We start from the raw sequence: 19,811 nt of genomic DNA, 5'->3' as shown, positions 1-19,811 counted from the left end.
AATATAAAGATTATAAATAAAGAAACATACAGTAGGGGGAAGTGAAAAAAATGCATATGGATTTTCTAAAAGATTTTGATATAAGAATGAAGAAAGTTGGTGCCTATGTTCTACTTTGTAAAAATAGTATGTTTAAGAATACATGGAAGAATTACGGCTTTGAAGAAACTCATGAATACATAAATTTAATATTTGCAGTTATGCTTTACATAATGGAGGAGTCTTTAAAGGATGAATACTGTACTATGGATAGTATAGGTAGTTTTATTGATGACATCAATATGAAATACTTTAAAAAATCTCTAAGTTATGAAGACTGCAAAGAACTAGGGGAATTCATAGTAAATGTAGTGCTGTGTGATGAAGGTAAGGCAATGTATTTTAAAGGTTTCGATTTTGAAGAAGTGGAATACACAGATATATACATAAGCTTTGTTTCTAATAAGATAGTTTATGTTGATGATGTGGTAAAGAGAACTTCTTATTATTTAACAGATGATGGTTATTCACTTCTTTTATCTACTTTAGAAATTGAAAGCAATATGAAGCTTACCATACATGAGATGATATTTAAGCTTCATCTTGAAAAAGCTAGTTATGATAAAGCTGTAGATGATGTAAAAAACATATTTAATCTTCTAAGAATACAGCTTCAAAAAATGCATGATGCTACACGGAGAATTAGGCAAAATGCCCTTAACTATTCAGTAGAAGAATATAGACAATTATTAGAAGGTAATATGGATTCTTTAAATGCAACAAGAAAGAAATTTAATGAATATAGAAATATGGTTAACTTTAAAATACAAGAAATTAAAGAGCAGGACATAAATGTTAAAAAACTTAGTGGCAAGGAGCTTGAAAATCTAAAATTCTTAGGAATAATTGAGCAGTATCTTGGTCGTGCCATTGAAGAGCAGCAAAAGATACTAAATACTCATTTTGATTTCAAAACTGTTTATTCAAAAGAATTAGAGGAAATGTCTTCCATGTCCCTTATAAAAAGATTTAATATAGCAACGGATATATATGACAAGGTTATTTCCGATAGTTCAAAGCTGGATACTATAGATTATATATTAAGGTCGTTATATAGAGCACCTGTTAATAAAACATATAACATTAATAAGTGTATTCAGTATCAGAAAAACATAAAGGAAAAAGAAATTAAAGAAGATGAAGTGGTATCCTTTGAAGAATTTCACTTCCTTTTGGAAAAAAAAGAAAAAGCAAGGTTGCAGCTAGAGAAATATAAAAGTTCCTTGAAAATGATTTTAGAATTTGCCAGTGAAAAAGGAGAAATATCTCTTAAAGAAATATCAGAAAAAATTAAAGAGAATAATAGCAATAAAGAAGTATTAATACCAACAGTTGAGATATTTAGGGAAATAATAATTGAACTATTAAAGTATAAACATATTGATATAGAAGAGCTAAAGAAAGAAAAAGAAGAAACAATATCAGAAAAAGAAAAGCTTGAATTTGAGTTAAACGAAACTATACTAAACTTAGTAGAAGAGCAAATTAAGCTTAGCGATATTAAAAATATTTATATTTCTAAAATACTGGATAGCAAGGAGAAGATTAAGTTTTATGGGCTCCCGAGTGATAAAGGTATAGTTAAAACTGTTATATGCTCAGATGTGTGTTTTAGGGTGAATAAAAAATAATTTTCACATAGTCTAATAATAAGTTTTGTTTCAGTAAGGATTAAATTTAAAGATAACGAGGGGAACTTTATGTATAATATTGAAGAGATAAATGCAAGTAATAAAATATTTTATTATTTAATTCAAAATGGAGAACTTTCAGAGGAAAAGGAAAAAGAACTTTTTAGAACATATTCTGAAAGTGAGCAGGTAATGAATTTAGTGAAAAGACAAGGGGAAAACTGTGGATGCAAAGTAGAAAAGTACAGTGGAGTTATATATCTTATACCTAATGAGGATAATGATTTTTTAGGATATTCTAAGGGAGAACTTAAAAAAGAACTTTGCAAGTCTAATTGCAATGATAAGGATTATTATCTATCACAGTTTGTGATACTTACTATGTTAGTTGAGTTTTATGGTTCTCAAGGTAGAACAAGTAAAGCTAGGGATTTTTTAAAGGGCGGGGAACTTCTAAACATAATAAGTACTAGATTAAAAGAAAGCGTAGAAAAAGAGAATTTAGAAGAGGAACAAGCAAAAACGGGAATTGCATATACTAATATTTTAGAGCGTTTTGAAGCACTTAAAAGCTCAGATAAGCAAACTACTTCTAGAACTACTAAAGAGGGTTTTATATATACTATACTTAATTTTTTAGAAAATCAAGGACTTATAAATTATATACAGGTAGATGATATGATAACTACAACCTCAAAACTAGATAACTTTATGGATTGGAATATATTAAATAAAAACAACTACCATAGGGTAGTTCAAGCTTTTGGAGGTGAAATTGATGAGTAAAATTAATGCTCTTAGGATTGTAAACTTTAGTTATAACAACAACTCAATGAAGATAGATGATGAAACATTTGAATTAGGTGGAGAAAGTACCCTTTTGAGTCTTAGAAATGGTGGGGGTAAATCTGTAATGGTTCAGCTAATGATGGCACCATTTGTGAATAAGAGATATAGGGATTTAAAAGATAGAACATTTAAAAGTTATTTTAATTCTACATCACCGAGCTACATTTTAACAGAATGGGCACTAGATGGTGGTGTGGGGTATGTACTTGTTGGTATGATGATTAGAAAAAGATTAATTTCTTCAGATGATGATTCAGGTGAGGATTTAGATATATTAACTTTTATACATGAGTATAGAGGAAATAGTAAATATGATATTTATAATTTTCCAGCAGTTCAGGTTGAAAAGAATATAAAAAAGATCAAGAGTTTTACAACTACAAAAGGGTTACTTGAGGAACTGAAAAAAGATAAGAACATAAACTTTAATTACTTTGATATGACAATGCCATCGCAAACTAAAAATTATTTTGATAATTTAAGACAGTATAAAATAAATAATAAAGAATGGGAAAGCATAATAAAAAAGATTAACATGAAAGAATCAGGGTTATCAGAGCTTTTTCAAGAAGCAAAAAATGTATCAGGTCTTGTGGAGAAATGGTTTATTAAAGCTGTAGAAGATAAGATAAATAGAGATGAGGATAAAATAAAAAACTTCAGTGAAATAGTCAAAAAGTACATATATCAGTATAGATATAACCAGTCTAAAATAGAAAAAAAGCAGGCTATAGAAGAGTTTAGAAACTGCGCAAGGGAAATATTAGCTGTGGCAGAAGTTTTTATGGAGCATAGAAATAACAGTGAAAGTTTAAAAAATAAAATAGCTAATCTTATGAAATATTTAGAGAATAGTTTAAATCATGCAGATAATAAAAAACAGGAACTAGAATTTAAGATATCAGAAATAGAAGCATACATTAGGGATATTAAATATGAAAAGATATCTTCAGAAGTTTATGAACTTTCAAGTAAAGCTAAGGAAATAAATGCAGATAAAGAAACAGCTAAGGAAGAAGCCTTAAATATTAATGAGAAAACAAAGGAACTTGAAAAACAGCAACAGGTACTGGAATGTTCAAAGATATATGAGGAATATGTTAAAGCCTCAAGGGATGTTCAAAAATATGAAAATCAAATAGATATTGCAAAGGAAAAGAATAAGGATTTACAACCAGAAAGGGAAAACACAGGATTTACTTTAAAAAAATATTATGAAAGCAAGGACAAGGAAACCTCAAAGTTAGTACAGGAAAATGAGGAGAATATAAAGATTACAAGAATTAGCATAGATGAAGCTAAAAAGGAAATAGATGAAATTAATAAGGCACTTCAACAAAAGAGTATATTAAAGGGTGGACTTCAAAGTAATATAAATTCATTTTCAAAGGAAGAAGAGAATTTCAATAATAGATATAAAAAAACTTTTATAAGAAATATGATGGGATATTTTAATGAAGATTTTATAAACGAACAAACTTTAGAATATAACCAAAGTGCAACTAAAAAAGAAGAAGTCATTACTAAGAGCAAAAAGTTATATGAAGATAAACTTATTGAGGCTAAGGTAAGGGAAAGAGAAAAAGAAGATATTTCAAAAGAAATAAGTAATATAAGTAATGAAATATCCAATATGCAAGATGATAAAAATAAGCTACTTAAAGAAATAGAAAATAGAAAGAATATAATAAGATACATAGATGTAGATGAGAGTAAGCTTTTTGACAAAGAGTATATAATAAATGAGTTTAATAGTAAGATTAGAATTTTAAAAGAAGAAGAAAATAAATTTATTATTAAATTAAATAAGTTGCAAGAAGAAGAGAAAAAACTTCAAACAGGAAGAACACTAGAAATACCTAGGGATATGGAGGAAAAGCTCCGTAAGCGGGATATAAATATAATCTATGGTATGGATTGGCTTAAGAAAAATAATTACAGTGAAAAAGAAAATATAAAGTTCATAGAGAATAATCCATTTTTGCCATATTCTCTAATTATGGACCCAGAAGATTTAATAAAATTCCAAAAAGAAGATCTAGGTGTTTTTACCTCTTACCCAATTCCTATAGTGAAAAGAGAAAGCTTAATGAGTAAATCTAGTGAAAAAGTTAATAGTTTATGTAACTTGGATGATATTACATTCTATGTGTCTTTTAACAATGGACTTATAAATGAGGAAGAACTAAAAAAATTATTAAGTAAAAAACAAGAGGAGATAACTTCATTAAAAGAAGCTTTAGCCAGGAAGATAAGTGATACTCAGTTTTATGAAAAAAATAGAAGTGAAATTCAATTTTCTGTTTTAGACAAAGAAACTTATGAAAACTTAGAAAAACAGTTAGGTTTAAAGGAAGAGGAATTAATATCAAAGGAAAACATATTTAGTATTATTAGAGGTATTATAACAGATATAAATAAAACTTTAGAAAATACAAACAAAACCATAAGAACAGAAGAAATTGAATTACAAAAGTTAAAAAGGGAAATAGAAGATTTTAATTCACTTTTAAAAAGCTATGAGAGATATACCTTTGATAAGAAAAAACTGGATGATCTTTCTGAAAATATAACGCAGCTTACTAATGATAAAAATACTAAAGAAAAGAATAAAAGCAGCTTAGAAGGTTTACTGTCAAATATTCAAGATAGATTTAGAGATTTAAAAGGTAAACTTAAAAAAATTCAAGATAATTTCAACAAATATAACCAATATAATCAAGGGGAAATTTTGCAAAAGGATATAGAAGATCTAGAAGCTAGATATGATAGCTTAACTAAGGAAATCTCAACAGATATTCAACTTTTAGAAGATAGTTTGCGAGATGCAAATGAAAGGTTTAAGGCAAAAGAGGAAGATTTAATAGCTAAAGGAAAAGAGTACTCTATAAATGAAAGTGAATATAGAGAAGTAACCTATGATAGATTTAAAGAAGAAGAGATAAAAGAGGATTTAAAGAACCTTAGAGAAGCTATAAATAAAATCAATAAGACTATAAATCAGTTGGAAATAGCTTTTACTAAAATTGATACCAATATAGAAAACCTTTATAAAAGAATAAAAGATGATTTTAATAAAGAGGAGCCAAAGCCAAGAGAAGAAATATTAGATAGAGATTTTAATAAAAGAACCTTTGAAAAAAATCATGAGTTAGAACAAGTTAAAGCTGAAAAATCAGCGTCACTAAAAACTATAGAAAAACTTGAAAGTAATTTATCTAATTTAGAAGAGTTTAAAGAGTTTTCTATAACTCAGGAAATTATAATAGATGTTGAAATTCAAGGCATTGATAAATATAGCGGAGAACTAAGACGAGATTATAGAAATTCCTTAGAAGAAGAAGGAAAGAAAAGTCTTGCTCTAAGTAATGAAATAAATAGGGTGTCAAGAAAGCCATTATTTTTAAATGATGATTTCTTTAAAAAATCTTTAGAAACTATTGAGCGAAGTATAGATAAGCCAGATATGGTAATAGAAAACTTAAATATAACACTAGATGCACATAGGGCTTTGATGGCAAAACTTCAAGCAGATATTGATTTAATAACTAGAGAAAAAGATAATGTAGCTCAAAGCATTTATGAATATGTGTTAGAGGTGCATAGTAATATAGGGAAAATTGATAACAATTCTTCCATAAAAATAAGAGATAAATATGTAAAGATGCTTAGTATAAAGCTGCCAGAATGGGAAATCAATAGTGAACTTTATAGATTAAGAGTCAATGATTTTTTAGACGGACTTACTACAAAGGCACTTGAAAGACTTCAAAACAATGAAAATATAGAAGACTTAATATCTAAGAGCATTAATACCCGTGACCTTTACAATGAAGTTGTATCCATAAGTAATATAGATGTTAAAATGTATAAAGTAGAAGAGGATAGGCAAATACTGCTAGGTTGGAATGAAATCGCACTAAACTCAGGTGGAGAAGGCTTCCTTTCAGCTTTTGTAATATTATCAAGTCTGCTTTCTTATATGAGGAGAGATGAAACAGATATATTTGCAAGCAACGAAGATGGGAAAGTTATAATAATGGATAACCCCTTTGCTCAAACTAATGCAGATCATTTGTTAAAACCTCTTATGGACATAGCTAAAAAAAGTAATACGCAACTTATTTGCTTGTCTGGGCTTGGTGGAGAATCTGTATTAAATAGATTTGACAATATATATGTGCTGGACTTAATACCATCAAAGCTTAAAAGTGGGTTAAAGTATTTAAAATCAGAACATATAAAAGGTGAAGAGTATATGGAAACTATAGTTGCTTCAAGATTTAAATTGGAAGAAGTGGCAGTTGATCAGATGGAGCTTTTTTAAAGTTTATATATGAAATATATCACATCAAGAATATCTACAGCAAAGTTCCTCTATAAGAATTGAAAGGGCATCCAAGAATGGATGCCCTTATTTTTAAGATTCATTCAAAGCTTGCTTTGATAAGCGTTTTATAGGCAAAAGTGCAATAATTACACAGGAAATAATGGTTTCTAAACCCATATATGATCCATTATACAAAAGTGAGTACAAATACACAGAGGTTCCTTCCGGGGCATAGCTTCCGAAGAATACTACTCCAGATATAAAGTGGCATGCAAATCTTGCAAACATAGCAAAAGTTACACCAATAAGAATACCTTTAATATTAAATGATCTAAAATACCCAACGATTCCAATTGCCATAAAAGGAAGTGGATAATCAAAAAGAACTTGTACAGGATGCATTGCAAAAGGACTTACTATAAGATTGATGATTCCAAAGAGAAACCCTGTTAAAAATCCTACCTCTGGACCGTAAAAAAGAGAAATTAGTATTATTGGAATCATGCTACCAGCAGTAACACTGCCACCTTGGGGTAACTTTACTATAGTAATAAACTGTAAAACTGTAGCAGCTGCAATAGATATACCAATTAAAGTAATCATTCGTGTAGTAATTTTAATTTTTCTGATTTTTAAAACACCATAAATTAATAAGAGAACCCCCAATAGTGCAAAAATGGCAATGGGATTTTTGGTGATTTCAGTAATTCTTTCATTAAAACTCATTTTAATAACCTCCCTATTGTGCTACAGAATTATTATGACAAAAATAAAAACCTATATTCCAAAAAGGAATATAGGTAATGTATTTAAAAACCATAACCGCTTTCCTCCGCTGGTATTATCCAGATCAGGTATAAGGGTTAATGAATCCAATATTCATATCTCAGCCACAAGGCACCCCTAGCACATATTATATTATTATTTCCTCTTAAGTATATATCATAATGTAACACTTCACAACCGATTTTGAATATTTAGAAGGTTATGTTGTTATTGTTGTTATTGGAAAATTAATTTAAAGATTAAGAACATTAAATTCCTACGCTAATTCAACATGAATTTTAATAATAAAACTATAAATAAGAAAAATAAGTATATAATGAATATGAGATTAGTCATTAATGAAGATAGATTTATAAAAATTATAATACAGTGAACTTTTTGAAGAATTCTTTCGTTAAAGAACGATTGGGAGTGATAATTATTGGAAGAAGTAGAGCTTGTTAATAAGGCCAAAAATGGGAATAAAAGCGCACTAAATTCACTTTTTAAAGATAATTTTAATATTTTAAAAGGTTATACTTTTAAAATGGTAGGAGACCCATATTTAGCACAGGATATTATTCAGGATACAATGCTTAAGGCAGTAATTAATATAGATAAGTTTGAGCCTAGAGCAAAATTTTCTACTTGGTTAATAAAAATAGCTACTAATGTTTACAGAGATTATTTGAGAAAGAATAAATACTCTCAGTTAGTAGATGAAAGTTTCATTGATAAAGGACAACAAGTAGAAGAATTTGTAATTTCCAATTACGAGTATAAAGAGATAATGAAAATAATTCTAAAGTTACCCTATGAGAAAAGGGCTGTGTTTATTTTAAAACACTATTATGGATATAAGTATGAGGAGATATCAGAAATAATGGATTGTCCTCTTGGAACAGTTCGGTCGAGACTTCATAATGCAGTGAAGTATTTAATAAAAGAAATTGATAGAAAGGGGATTATGTAAATGAAAAATTTAGATAAGATTAAAAACTCCTTGATTGATGAATTTTACAATGAAGGTGAAGGGGATAAAAACCTAATGCATAATGAGATAGCTTCTGAATTTAAAAGTAAACTAAACTCTACATCGAATAAAATGGATTTATTAAATGAAGATATGTTTGATTTTAGTATAGATACACTAAGCATAATTGAGAAAGGTCAGAATATAAGAGAGAAGGGGAAGGCAAAAAAAGAATTTATGTTGTTTATATTAACTTCTATTATAATTCTTTCTATATTTTCTATGGCAATTATAAGAATAGGGCCTAAGATCTTTATTATTTCACAGATTGTTATAATTACTCTTGCTCCATGGATAGTAATACCTGCTTTGCTAATCAAAAAAAGAGGAAGTGAAGCTTAATGGAAATCTCAAAGATAAGACTTATGATAATACTTGCAATAGCAATTCCAGTTTTATTAATTCAAGGAGCTTGGGTGTTCTATGATGCAAGAAAGCGTAAAGAAAAATATTATTGGCTTTGGGGAGTATTTGCACTGATAAATACGCCAGGCAATCTAATTATTTATCTATTAGTAACACGAGTAATATTAAATAGTAAAAACAAAGGTAGCAGCTAAACTTAAGCGGCTACCTTTGTTTTGTTTTACGGCTAAGTAAATACTATTTATAATTAAAAAATATATGTTAATTCCGACAAAAAATATATTTCAAAATAAAATGAACCTTTTTCCCCTACCTTCGTTAAAGCATTAAGAGAGCAAAAAAAAGAATGTAAGATTAGTAATTGTTGTAATTAAAAAATCAAAAGGGGGAAATATATGTTTAATGAAATGGAACTACTAGAGATAATTAAATTATTTGCACCTATAATTATCTTGGAGGTAATACTTGTAGGTTTTTGTTTGTATAGGTTAACAAAAGACAGGGTAAAATTTTTGCCCAAATGGGCATGGGCTTTAATTGTAATTTGTGTTCAATTAATAGGAGGCATAGCTTTTTTATTAATAGGAAGAGAGCGTGAATAAGATGCTTAAGGTGTTTAATTTAAATAAAAAATATGGCGACTTTGAGGTTTTAAAGAATATCTCCTTTGAAATAAAAAAAGGAACTATATATGGATTTTTAGGCCCTAATGGAGCAGGAAAAACTACAACTATGAATATACTTTCAGGATTAATTGATTTTAATGGTGGAGAAGTTTATTTAGATGGAGAAAACTTTAAGAAAAATAAAAGACAATTATTAAAAAAGGTAGGATACCTTCCACAAAATCCGATTTTTTATAATTACATGAATGCTATGGAATATTTGAATTTTATTGGTGAGATATCTAATATGTCAGAGAAAAATATAAGAGAGAGAACCATAGAGATTTTAGATGTTGTAAAGCTTACGGATGCATCAAAGAGGAGAATAGGACAGTATTCAGGTGGAATGAAGCAGCGACTGGGAATTGCCGTGGCTTTATTTAATAAACCAGAAATAGTTTTTTTAGATGAGCCCACATCTGCACTAGACCCCGAGGGGAGAATGGAAATATTAGAGTATATAAAAGAATTAAAACATGAAGGAATCACAGTTTTTCTTTCTACACATATTTTAAGTGATATTGAGAGGATTTGTGACGAGGTAAGTATTTTAGATAAGGGACAGATACTCGTATCTGACAATTTAGATAATTTAAGAAACAAGTATATTCAACCTATATTTGATATCGAGTTTGAAAAAAACTGTTTAAACTTAGATAAGATTCTTTTAGGTTTTAAATGGATAGAAAAAGTTATAACAAATGAAAATAGGGCATCTATCTATGTAAATAACTTAGATATTGCAAAAGTGGAACTTTTAAAACTTCTTGTGCAGGGCGAAAATGTAATATTAACTTTTAATTTGAGAAAAAGTAATCTTGAAGATATTTTTATAAGGCTGGTGAATAAAAATGATAACCTTTAAGGCGTATTTTAAGAAAGAAATAATGGAATCAAAAAGACAATATAAATATTTAATACTTGCTGTAGGAATAATTGCATTTGCTATTTTAGATCCAGTTATGGTAAAGCTACTTCCAAGTATTTTAGAAAAACAATTGCAAGGAGATTTAAGTTTGCTCATTGTTTCTTCTCCTAAGGCTGCTGTTAACAATTATATTAAAAGCCTTTTTCAAATTGGGAGTTTATTCATTATATTCAGCTTTGCAAGTACATTAAACGAGGAAACAAATGAAGAGAAATTTGTGTTCCCTTATTCTAAAGGTAGTAAACCAATTGGCATAGTGCTAGCTAAAATAGTCCATAGTACTATTGCAGTAACCATTTTAACTTTTATAGGTTTTTTAACTTGCTCCTATTATTCAGGTATTTTGATTCAGGGGGAAAAGGTTTCTATGGCAGGCATTATAAACGCAGCTTTTTTGATGTCTGTATATTACTTTTTTAGTATTACATTGGTAACACTTTTTAGTAGCTTTGTAAACAAAGGTATAATAGCAGGTTTTGTAACCGTTATGATAATTTTCTTAAGTGCTACATTTGTAAATTTAAGCATCATTGGAAAGTTTGTACCATACAAATTAGTAGAAGGAGCAAATCTATTTATGCTGAAAGGATATTTAGATACTATAGTATTTTTAATTATATGTAGTATGGTTTTTATAATAGCAACTGTTTTTAATATGAATAAAGTTGAAGTTATTTAAAGAATTAATATTTTTAAATTTGATTGAATATATTGACATTAATGTAAAAGTTAATTATAATACTTGTATACTACATGTCTTACTAGAAAAAAAGGACTACCTATTCATAATTGGTATGCTGACTAAAGCAAAGAAAAAAGGATATCAAAATAAGGGGGTATAACATTATGCCGGATAAGGGTAAAAGTAAGAGTGCTTCAACTAAAAATAATGGTAAGAAAACTGATAAAAAGAATGAAAAAAACAAAGGGCCTAAAAAATAAAAAAGATTCCTGAACTCAAAGAGTTCAGGTTTTTTAAATTAATATTCATTGGGGGGATATACATGACAACCAGCATGTTAAAAGTAATTGCATGTTTATTAATGTTAATAGATCATTTGGGAGCAGCACTTTTTCCAAGGATTACAATTTTAAGAGTCATAGGAAGATTATCATTTCCTATATTTGCTTATCTAATAGCTATAGGGTATAGCAAAACAAATTCATTTTCCAAGTATTTAAATAGACTTCTTATATTTGGACTTATATCACAGATACCATTTTCATTAGCCTTTGGTGGAAATATAAACATACATAGCTACTCTGATTTTCTAGGATTTATTATGGGGACGCCATATCCGCATTTGAATATTTTCTTTACTTTAACTATTGGATTAATAGCAATACATATATGGAACCAAGAAGAGTCAAAGCTTGCTAAGATAATAATTGTAGTAACACTGGGAATGGCAGCTGAAGCTTTTCATACTGATTATGGTATATATGGGGTTGCCATGATGCTAGGGTTCTACATTTTTAGGGATAGCAAAATTAAAACAATTATTGCACAAACTAGTGTATATATATTATTCAGCGCATCACAAGCTTTACTTTACATAAGCAGATATCCAGGTATATCAATAGAATTAAGATGGTTTAATCAAGGATTGTCATTACTTGCGTTGATTTTTATATTTTATTATAATGGCGAGAAGGGTAAAAACTTAAAATACTTTTTTTATGCTTTCTACCCAGTTCATCTATTAATAATAGGATTAATAAAGATGTTTATGTAAGCGGTTATTGTAATATCAATAGCATTACAGTATAATGTAGATAATATTTAAGATTTTAAACAGAATAAAAAGGTCCGTATAGAAATAAAGATACTTTATTTTTTTGCGGACTTTATTTATTAGAGAATTATAAAATCGTAGAGAGTAACTTGGAAAGGGAGGGGTATGTGCCATGAATTGGGAAGTAAAAAAGTTTAATGAGCTAACTGGACAAGAAGTTTATGAAATTTTAAAACTTAGAAATGAAGTCTTTGTTGTAGAGCAGCAATGTATTTATCAAGATTGTGACGATAAAGATAAAAAAGCCTATCATCTATTTGGAGAAGAAAATGGAGAGATTGTTGCTTATTTAAGAATCTTAAAAAAGAATATTTCATATAATGAGATATCTATAGGAAGGGTGTTAACTAATAAAACTCATCGTGGGAGAGGATTAGGCAAGGAAATGATGCTAAATGCAATGGAGTTTATTGAAAAGCACTTAGGTGAAAAAACAATTAGAATTTCTGCACAACAATACTTATTTAAATTTTATTCAAACTTAGGGTTTGTAAAGGTTTCAGAGGAGTATTTAGAAGATGAGATACCGCACATAGAAATGTTATATAAAAAACTTTAATATTTATGTATATGAAGAAATGAGGAATAAACATGATAAATACACTTACGGAAGAGAAAAGGTTTTATAAAAGTATATTAACTATTGCACTACCTATAGCCCTGCAAAATTTAATTTCTAATTCGTTAAATATGGTAGATACTATGATGATTGGAAAACTTGGTGTTACAGAGATTGCAGCAGTAGGACTAGCAAATCAATACTTTTTCTTTTTTGCGTTAATATTGTTTGGTATAAATAGTGGAGCTGGAATTTTTATTGCACAATTTTGGGGTCAGAAGGATGTATTAAATATTAGGAGAATGCTTGGACTTGCCCTAATTACAGGTATCTCTGTGGCATTGATATTTACAATTGGTGGATTTTTTATTCCAGAAAGGATATTAAGATTATTTCTAAAGAATCCAGATGTAATAAAGCTAGGAAGCGATTATTTAAGAATTGTCTGCTTAAGCTATATACTTAATACTATAAGTTTTGGATATGCTTTTGCTTGTAGGAGTATTGGAAAAGCAAGAATTCCTATGTATGTTAGTATTGTTGCTTTATTAAGTAATACACTTTTAAACTATTTATTAATTTTTGGTAATTTTGGATTCCCGCAAATGGGAGTAAAAGGTGCTGCAATAGCCACATTAATTGCTAGAGTTATAGAGATTATTTTAATTTTAGGGATAATTTATAATGAAAAAGGAGTACTTGCAGCAAAAATATCTGAGTTAACAGATCTATCTGCAAATTTTATTAAAAGATATTTTAAAACTGCTACACCTGTAATCTTGAATGAAGGATTTTGGGCATTAGGAATGGTTATGTATTCCGTAGCTTACGCGAGTATTGGGAAAAACGAACTTGCATCCGCACAAATTGCAAATACAATACAAGGCATTTTCTTAGTAGTCTCTATGGGATTAGCTAATGCAACAGCTATTATGATAGGGAATAAAATTGGAGCAAAGGAAGAAAAACTAGGTATTACTTATGCAAAAAGATTTTGCATAATTGGACCAGTAGCAGGCATTATTATGGGAATGGGATTATTTTTAGCATCACCACTAATACTATCTATTTTTAAATTGCCAATGAATGCTTATAAAGATACAAGAGGAATATTAATAGTAATGTCAATTTATATGGCCATAAAGGTTTTTAACACCACAATGATTGTAGGAATCTTAAGGAGTGGTGGAGATACAAAATTTGCGCTGTTTTTAGAAGTAGGAGCTGTGTGGCTAGTGGGAGTTCCATTAGCGTTTCTAGGTGCAATTGTATGGAAGTTACCAATTTATTATGTAGTTGCAATAGTTTCATTGGAGGAAGTAGTAAAAATGGCAATTGGTGTACCACGAATTGTTTCAAAGAAATGGATGAAAAATGTAATTTCTAGTATTTAAATGAGGGAGTTGTTTTTATGGAGATATTAGTAAAAGAAAAGTTAGATAAACTAATAAATTTATTTCAGGAAGTATCTAGTCAATATAAGTGGGAACAATCCCTAACTAACCACTTTACTGCACTGACTTATACGTTAAACAATAAAGATTTTGATAAAGAAAAAATTGAAAATGTCAGAAAGCATATGAAGAAGACTACGGGAATGTTTTCTTATTATAGAGGTACTTCAATGATAATCTTATCATCATTGCTTTCATGTAAGTATGATAATCCTCAGCAGGAATTTAATAAAATGCTCCAATATGATGAAAAGCTCAAAACGGCAGGCTTTAAAAACAGTATGTATCTACCAATGGCTAATTATGCTCTTTTGTCTACATGTACAGAAGAATGGGCAGATAATAGAATTACTAAAGCAATAGAAATATATAAAGAAATGAAAAAAAACCACCCATGGTTAACTAGTGGAGATGATTATCCACTTTCTATACTTTTAGCAGAGTCTGATATGCCTGTTAATAATATTATAGATAATATGGAAGAGTGTTACACGTTGCTAAATGAAATTGGTTTTTCGAAAAGCAATGGACTTCAATTTTTATCTCATATATTAGGATTTCGCAAAGAGGATAGCAAGGTTAAGGTTTTAAGATGTAAAGAAATATTTGATAAGTTAAAAGAAAACAAAATGAAAGTGTATTCTGGAGGCTATGCCATAGTTGGTTTTTTGTCCTTACTTGGAGAGGAAGGAAATGCCGCTGTGGAACAAGTGATTGAAATTGTAAAGGTACTCAAGTCTACTAAAAAGTATAAATGGTTAACTAAAGAAACACATTTATTTACTGCAGCTGCGTTGGTTAGTGATCTGTATATTAATAACATGAAAAACCAAAAAGAGCTTATGCAAACTGTTATTGGAATTTCTATAGAAGCTTTAATTGCAGCACAAACTGTAGCTGTAATAGCAGCAGCATCTTCAGTATCCGCGTCAGCGGGAGCCTCTGGTTCATCTTAACAGATTCAATGCATTTAGATTATATAAAACAATCCTAGCTACGAGTAGCTAGGATTGTTTTAATTTTTAGATGGTAATTCATCTAGTGTTTTTAGCTCATATCCTTCTGCTTTCCACTGGGTTATTATGTCATCTAATATTTCCGCATTAGTTTTTGATACTGCATGTAGTAACATAATGCCACCATTGTGGGTTCTTTGTAAAATGCGTTTTTTTGCAGATTGATGAGATGGCTGCTTATTAAGTATCCAATCCATATAAGCGAAACTCCAGAATATAGTCTTGTATCCATACTTTTGAGTATATTGTAGGGATAACTCACTGTATTTTCCCATTGGAGGCCTGAAATATTTAGCAATTTTCTTTCCCGTAATACTTTCAAAGGCTTCTTCTACATCAGATAATTCTTTGTTAAAACTTGTTTCATCTGTTATTGAAGCCATTGAAGGGTGCCTAGCACTATGGTTACATACTAGGTGACCTTCGTCTACCATTCTTTTAATTAATTCAGGATTTGAAGTGATATAGGGCTTTACAACGAAAAATGCTGCTTTTACATTATGCTTTCTAAGAACATCTAATATTGGTGCAGTATATCCAGCTTCATAGCCTTCATCAAAGGTGAGGTATAACACTTTTTTTGTTGTATCTCCTAAATAATAGCACTGATATTTTGATACAAGTTCCTGAGTTTCTTTTGCCCCCTCAGGTGGAGTATTGTCATTGCGAGGCTGAAAATACCAATTATATTCCTTAGTACTAACTCCACTGGGAGATTCAGTAGTTGTCACTTCTTTGCTATAAACAACATTTGAAAGGCAACTAATGCATAGCATTGAAGAAATAATGACATTCAATATCTTTCTTTTCACATTGACCACCTCTAATTTACTTTATTTATATAAGTTGATATGATTAATCTACAACTTATTATGCTCAGTAGAAGGGTGAATATATTCAAGAATCAAATATTATGCTCTTGGTAATTTTTATTGTGCTAGATATAATAAAAATCTTACTTTGTAATACATATTAAGGTATACTATTAGTATGTACACACTGGAGGTGACGAAATGGAATTAACTTTGAAGCAACAAAAAATGGTTCATAGCAAACCCTCAAGATATAGCGTAATTACAGGTATTTTAGGGTCAGGTAAAACAACGGCAGCAATTTATAGAAGTCTTTATTTAAAAAATCACTATTGTTTATATGAGGAAGATAAAATATTAATGTTAACTTCGCAAGATGAAGATGTAGATTACATTAAAAACATACATAAAGTGGCAGAGGATGAAACTAAGTTAGATTATTTAAGCCTATTTTCTACTAAAGAAAGTAAGTTTCACGTAGTTGCATTAGAAAGTATATTGCATAGGTATTTTTTAGAATATGAAAGCAAATACAAATTAAAGTATGAATTACTTATAGATGATGATAAAAAAAATAGTATTATGAAAGCTTGTATATTAGAGATTAAAGCTGCTTATCCAAAGCTAAGAATATTACATAGTGATTACTTGGAGTTTTTTATTGAAGAAATAAAGTGGATAAAAAGTTGTAATTATTTAAAAATGGATTTATACCTACAGGCAAATAGAACAGGTAGAAAGTGCGAAAAAGGTAAAGGACCGCAAAGGATTCTTAAAGACTCTAATGCAAGAAAAGCAATATTTCAGCTTATGGTTATGTATAATGAAAAACTTAGAGCTAAGAATTTTGTGGACAATGAAGATATCAATATATTTGCCCTGCAAATGGCAGGAGTGGATAAAGGGGACAAGTATTCTCATATTATAATTGATAAAAGTAATGATTTAACAAAGGTGCAGCTAGATTTTATTAGTACATTGTTTAATGAAAAATCTTATTCTAGCATGATGTTTCTTGTGGATTCTAATAAGCCCCACAATAGTAATTCATGGATGGTAAAAGGAAAAAGAGTTAATACTAAACCTCTAGGTGAAAAAGTGAAAACTTTTTCATTCAAAAGTAATTATAATGCCGAAGAAAAGATAGTGAAAAGTAATAAGGCTATAACAAGTAATAAGTTGAACATTGATTCCTTTGAAAATTTTCAGTACTGTGATATAAGGCATAACAGAGCATATGATTTTATGAGAGATTATAGTAGGATATCAGATATTTTAGTAAACGATGAAAAAGGCGATTATGAGTATATTGATGAAGAGCTACTTATAATACCAGTGTACAGTGATATAGCAGCAGGGGAACCAATACTTATTAATTCAGAAATAGAAGGTAACTTTTATATTCCAAAATATTGGTTAAAGGGAGTAAAAAACTCCTTTATTTTAAAAGTTAAGGGCGATAGTATGATTGGTGCGAATATTCATCATGGGGATTATGTTGTAATAAAGCAGGAACATGCTGCAAATAACAATGATATTGTAGCAGTTGATATCGGTGGAAATGCTACTTTAAAGAGGCTTTCAATAAAAAAAGACAAGATATTACTCATGCCAGAAAATGAAAATTACCAGCCAATTGTAATAGATAGTGAGGACACGTATATAATAGGCACCGCTGTAGGTATTATAAAACATAGGAATTAATGATTGTGAAAGGAGTGACACTAACATGAAGATATTTTTTATGTCTGACATCCATGGTTCTTTATATTATTTAGAAAAGGCAATACAGCTCTATAAAGAAGAAAATGCTAATTATATTGTTATTTTAGGCGATGAATTATACCATGGGCCAAGAAATCCATTACCAGAGGGCTACAATCCACAGTTAGTGGCTAACTTATTAAATCAACATAAAGACAAAATAATAGCCATTAGAGGGAACTGCGATAGTGAGGTAGACCAAATGCTTATAGATTATCCTATAATGGCTGATTACTCTATAATATTACACAATGATAGAAGATTATTTTTGACACATGGACACATATATAATGAGAGCAATTTGCCAAATTTAAGTGAAAATGATGTTTTGATAATGGGGCACACTCATATTCCAGTAGCTAAAAAGTATAATAATATATTTATATTAAACCCAGGATCTATATCATTGCCAAAAGAAAATAACCCTAATTCTTATGGAATACTTGAAGAGGATTTATTTCAAATAAAAGATTTAGAAGGCAATGTTATAAAGGAAATAAGAATGTAAAATTATAAAAATTAATCCTCCAGGATATCATGGAGGATTAATTTTTTAAGCTTCTTTTCTTTTTTCATTTAAATACAATAAGTGCATGCAAATAGAAGCTATGATGCCAAAGGCAAATACAACAAGCCATGCTGAGTGTACTGCTCTATCTCTAATAAAGAAACCCATCATAAAGGGACCAACTGCAAAGCCTGTACCAGTAATTAGTGGTATAACTGCATTAAATCTACCTCTATGAGACTTTGGTGTATGATCAGCGATATATACTCCTGAATTAGTGGCATTAAGTATTTCACCAATTGTCCATACTATTGTAGAAAAAATAAAAAATGTTAATGTTTTTGCAAAGAATAACATTCCAAAACCAAATGAGAAGAATAAACCAGCTAAAGTAATATTAAATATAGGTCTGAGTTTTCTTGTTATAGTAGTTATAATTGTGGTCATAGTAATTACTACCAGCCCATTAATAGACATTATAGTTCCATAAAGTTTAGGACCATTGGGGCTAAAAAGTTTGTCCATTTGCATTGGTGTAATAAATCCAAATTGAGAATACATAAATGAATAAATAGTTGAAACTGTTGCAAAGGCTATAAGATACGGCCTTTTTAAGAGCACGCTTATCAGGCCACCTTTTACTGCGTTTTCATTTTCGTTGTGGTCAGCATTAAGATTATGATCTTGATTATCTTTGTTAGGAAGGGTCTCCTCTACAAATACTGCAACTAGTACTAGTGACAATATAGTTGTAGCAGCATCTCCTAAAAATAAGACTCTCAAGTGATTATTGTATAAAAAGCCAGCAATAAGTGGTCCAAGAGAAAAACCAACATTAATACCTAAATATAAAAGTGAGTATGCAGCCTTTCTATTTTTGCTGTTAGTTAAGTCTGCCAGCATGGCGCTATTTGGCGGTTGCGCAGCTCCCCCAAAGAAGGACGAGAGGATAAGAAGATAGGGTATTATTATAGATTTACCAAGGAAAGCACAAGGAATAAGGCATAGTGCAGCTAAACCTTGAAAGATAATAATAATTTTTTTCCTACCAACATGGTCTGCTAGCTTACCACCGATTAATGAACCGGGCACAGAAGAGAAGGCTGCCATCATTAAAAATAAACCCACAGTCTCAATTCCAAGACCTAAGTTTTTAGTAAGAAACAGTGTTAAAAAGGGATGTACGAAACTACCCATACTGTTAATGATTCTAGCGAAAAATATAACATAAATGCTTTTAGGAAGTCCAGAATAAGTTTTAAAAATATTTGTATTTTTCATAAATTCCTCCTCATT

Annotated in this window: 18 protein-coding genes and 1 riboswitch; of the genes, 15 read left to right on the top strand and 3 right to left on the bottom strand. The window is 29.5% G+C overall.

The genetic code is table 11. The features are described 5' to 3' along the window. Window positions 1-50: 50 nt before the first annotated feature. The 3 genes from LGK97_RS00710 to LGK97_RS00700 all read left to right on the top strand — a co-directional run bounded on the left by LGK97_RS00710 (window position 51) and on the right by LGK97_RS00700 (window position 6,846). Window positions 51-1,670, top strand: a complete 1,620-nt coding sequence (locus LGK97_RS00710) for a hypothetical protein (RefSeq protein ID WP_226257814.1) — start codon at window positions 51-53, stop codon at window positions 1,668-1,670. Between the two features lie 69 nt (window positions 1,671-1,739). Next, entirely contained in the window at window positions 1,740-2,456 is a 717-nt protein-coding gene (locus LGK97_RS00705; RefSeq protein WP_226257813.1) for a DUF6063 family protein, read from the top strand. Next, the gene (locus tag LGK97_RS00700; protein ID WP_226257812.1) at window positions 2,449-6,846 is read left to right on the top strand and encodes a hypothetical protein; all 4,398 of its coding nucleotides are present in this window, start codon (window positions 2,449-2,451) and stop codon (window positions 6,844-6,846) included. Before LGK97_RS00705 ends, LGK97_RS00700 begins: the two co-directional genes overlap by 8 nt. Window positions 6,847-6,939: 93 nt before the next feature. Here the strand turns inward: LGK97_RS00700 and thiT are convergent, their stop codons facing one another. Further along, window positions 6,940-7,575: an energy-coupled thiamine transporter ThiT gene (thiT, locus tag LGK97_RS00695; RefSeq protein WP_226257811.1), complete on the bottom strand. Its 636-nt coding sequence runs from the start codon at window positions 7,573-7,575 to the stop codon at window positions 6,940-6,942. A gap of 84 nt (window positions 7,576-7,659) precedes the next feature. Continuing rightward, a riboswitch (TPP riboswitch) is annotated at window positions 7,660-7,764 on the bottom strand. A gap of 292 nt (window positions 7,765-8,056) precedes the next feature. On the opposite strand from thiT, the gene sigY reads away from it, so the two are divergent. The 10 genes from sigY (at window position 8,057) to LGK97_RS00645 (ending at window position 15,371) form a co-directional block, all read left to right on the top strand. After that, on the top strand, window positions 8,057-8,587 hold the full coding sequence (gene sigY / locus LGK97_RS00690; protein WP_226257810.1) for an RNA polymerase sigma factor SigY: 531 nt from the start codon (window positions 8,057-8,059) through the stop codon (window positions 8,585-8,587). Beyond that, window positions 8,588-8,989, top strand: a complete 402-nt coding sequence (locus LGK97_RS00685; RefSeq protein WP_226257809.1) for a DUF5345 family protein — start codon at window positions 8,588-8,590, stop codon at window positions 8,987-8,989. Continuing rightward, a complete protein-coding gene (locus tag LGK97_RS00680) occupies window positions 8,989-9,207 on the top strand; it encodes a hypothetical protein (protein ID WP_226257808.1) in 219 nt (72 codons plus the stop codon). Before LGK97_RS00685 ends, LGK97_RS00680 begins: the two co-directional genes overlap by 1 nt. A gap of 201 nt (window positions 9,208-9,408) precedes the next feature. Then, complete coding sequence (locus LGK97_RS00675; protein ID WP_226257807.1) at window positions 9,409-9,615, top strand: PLDc N-terminal domain-containing protein; 207 nt, start codon at window positions 9,409-9,411, stop codon at window positions 9,613-9,615. A 1-nt stretch (window position 9,616) separates the two neighbouring features. Continuing rightward, complete coding sequence (locus tag LGK97_RS00670) at window positions 9,617-10,543, top strand: ATP-binding cassette domain-containing protein (RefSeq protein WP_226257996.1); 927 nt, start codon at window positions 9,617-9,619, stop codon at window positions 10,541-10,543. Beyond that, the gene (locus LGK97_RS00665) at window positions 10,530-11,285 is read left to right on the top strand and encodes a hypothetical protein (protein WP_226257806.1); all 756 of its coding nucleotides are present in this window, start codon (window positions 10,530-10,532) and stop codon (window positions 11,283-11,285) included. Before LGK97_RS00670 ends, LGK97_RS00665 begins: the two co-directional genes overlap by 14 nt. A gap of 325 nt (window positions 11,286-11,610) precedes the next feature. Further along, a complete protein-coding gene (locus tag LGK97_RS00660; RefSeq protein WP_226257805.1) occupies window positions 11,611-12,342 on the top strand; it encodes a TraX family protein in 732 nt (243 codons plus the stop codon). Between the two features lie 172 nt (window positions 12,343-12,514). Next, on the top strand, window positions 12,515-12,961 hold the full coding sequence (locus LGK97_RS00655) for a GNAT family N-acetyltransferase (protein WP_226257804.1): 447 nt from the start codon (window positions 12,515-12,517) through the stop codon (window positions 12,959-12,961). Between the two features lie 32 nt (window positions 12,962-12,993). Beyond that, window positions 12,994-14,355: an MATE family efflux transporter gene (locus LGK97_RS00650; RefSeq protein ID WP_226257803.1), complete on the top strand. Its 1,362-nt coding sequence runs from the start codon at window positions 12,994-12,996 to the stop codon at window positions 14,353-14,355. Window positions 14,356-14,372: 17 nt separating this feature from the next. Beyond that, complete coding sequence (locus tag LGK97_RS00645; RefSeq protein ID WP_226257802.1) at window positions 14,373-15,371, top strand: DUF4003 family protein; 999 nt, start codon at window positions 14,373-14,375, stop codon at window positions 15,369-15,371. Window positions 15,372-15,430: 59 nt separating this feature from the next. Here the strand turns inward: LGK97_RS00645 and pdaA are convergent, their stop codons facing one another. Continuing rightward, window positions 15,431-16,207 carry a delta-lactam-biosynthetic de-N-acetylase gene (pdaA, locus tag LGK97_RS00640; protein ID WP_226257995.1) on the bottom strand — a complete coding sequence of 259 codons (777 nt, stop codon included), beginning with the start codon at window positions 16,205-16,207 and terminating at the stop codon, window positions 15,431-15,433. A gap of 237 nt (window positions 16,208-16,444) precedes the next feature. On the opposite strand from pdaA, the gene LGK97_RS00635 reads away from it, so the two are divergent. Continuing rightward, a complete protein-coding gene (locus LGK97_RS00635) occupies window positions 16,445-17,947 on the top strand; it encodes a LexA family protein (protein ID WP_226257801.1) in 1,503 nt (500 codons plus the stop codon). Window positions 17,948-17,972: 25 nt separating this feature from the next. Continuing rightward, on the top strand, window positions 17,973-18,515 hold the full coding sequence (gene yfcE / locus LGK97_RS00630; RefSeq protein ID WP_226257800.1) for a phosphodiesterase: 543 nt from the start codon (window positions 17,973-17,975) through the stop codon (window positions 18,513-18,515). 45 nt (window positions 18,516-18,560) lie between these two features. Here yfcE and LGK97_RS00625 read toward each other — a convergent pair whose 3' ends face one another. Then, a complete protein-coding gene (locus tag LGK97_RS00625) occupies window positions 18,561-19,796 on the bottom strand; it encodes an MDR family MFS transporter (protein ID WP_226257799.1) in 1,236 nt (411 codons plus the stop codon). Between the last annotated feature and the right edge of the window lie 15 nt (window positions 19,797-19,811).

The organism is Clostridium sp. CS001 (genome assembly GCF_020443565.1).
GTDB lineage: Bacteria > Bacillota > Clostridia > Clostridiales > Clostridiaceae > Clostridium_AD.
This window is presented reverse-complemented; position numbering and strand designations above follow the sequence as displayed.